This is a genomic window from Arthrobacter sp. 10T413_2 (assembly GCF_056394205.1).
The window spans coordinates 1-1,329 of the sequence record NZ_JBFTHK010000349.1; the positions used below are offsets into that span (position 1 = coordinate 1).

General features: G+C 69.8%; 3 protein-coding genes. All 3 read left to right on the top strand.

What is annotated here, in order from left to right; genetic code table 11:
- A partial coding sequence (locus tag AC1DBQ_RS23355) for a DUF1214 domain-containing protein (RefSeq protein ID WP_476930758.1) occupies positions 1-331 on the top strand: 331 nt, incomplete at its 5' end.
- A gap of 33 nt (positions 332-364) precedes the next feature.
- Complete coding sequence (locus AC1DBQ_RS23360; protein WP_476930759.1) at positions 365-787, top strand: hypothetical protein; 423 nt, start codon at positions 365-367, stop codon at positions 785-787.
- 66 nt (positions 788-853) lie between these two features.
- Positions 854-1,329, top strand: a 476-nt coding sequence (locus AC1DBQ_RS23365) for a cation:proton antiporter domain-containing protein (RefSeq protein WP_476930760.1), incomplete at its 3' end; no start/stop codon positions are given.

Genomic DNA, 1,329 nt, shown 5'->3' on the forward strand with positions numbered 1-1,329 from the left:
GGTACGGTACACGTTGCACTTCCCGCCCGGGGAACGGCCTCCGGTGGACGCGTTCTGGTCCCTGACCGCCTACTTGGCGGAGGACCTCAATCTCATCCCGAACCCGATCGACCGGTACTCGGTAGGCGACCACGCGTCTGCGCTGCGGATGGATGGGGACGGGGGGTTGACGCTGCACCTGCAGCCGGATCCGCCGGTGGCCGGGCGGGAGTCGAACTGGCTGCCGACGTCGTCAAAGGGCCCGTGGTTTGTCATCCTCAGGTTGTACCGGCCCGGGCCCGCAGCCCTCGACGGGTCCTGGAGCTGCCCGGGCATCACCCGGACGGACTGAGCGCACCARCATGCGAAACGCGGAGGCAGCGAGATGATTTGGGCCCTTCTGGTGTTCGTGAGGGTGCCGTTGTGGCTCTGCGCCCTCGGCATCTTCATCCTCATCTCCCGCAACAGTGCCCTGCGCAAGCGCCCGGGTAACATCCCGGTGCGGGTGCTCAAGCCCGGCAAGACCCGCTGGGTGCGGGGGCACACCGTGTGGATCTCGGACGTGTTCGCCTGGCGCGGCAGCCCGGCCGCCTGGAGCGAAGGACTGTTCCACGTCGTCGCGGCCAGCGTGGCCCCGGCAGGGCCCGAGGAACGGAAGAGGCTTCGCCGGCTCGGTGACGATCCCGTGATGGCGACCCTGACCGGGCAGGAGGGAACCGCGCTCCGGGTTGCTGTTGCCGGCGGTGACCGCGCCGCCGTGCTCGGGCCCTTCCAGCCGATGCCGGACCGGAACACCCCGGGCCGATGACRTGAATCAGCCKAGGGGAAGGAGGCCGACGTKGAGCCAACGGTCCTGGTCCTGATCGCCGCCGCCTTGTTCGCGTGGGCGCTGGTGTCGGCGCGGCTGGAGCGGGCAGACCTGACCGCTCCCGTTGTGTTCACCGCTGTGGGCGCGGCCATGGCCTGGTCCGGTCTGGTCGATGACGCCTCGCCTCCCCCGGGTGTCACCACTGTTGTCGAGGTCACCCTGGTGTGGGTGCTGTTCTCCGACGCCGCCCGCCTGCCCCTTCAGGAGCTGCGCCGGGACGTGGGCCGCTATGTGCGGCTGCTGGKAATCGGCCTGCCCGTGACGATTGTGTTCGGGTGGGTCCTGGCCGCCTGGTTCTTTCCCCAGTTCGGACTGTGGCTGGCCCTGCTCGTCGGTGCGGCGCTGGCCCCTACCGACGCCGCGCTCGGGATCCCCGTGGTAACGAACCCGGCCGTGCCGTCGCGGATCCGCCAGCTKATCACCGTCGAGAGCGGCCTCAACGACGGCATCGCCACCCCGGTCGTCATGATCGCGATCGCCGG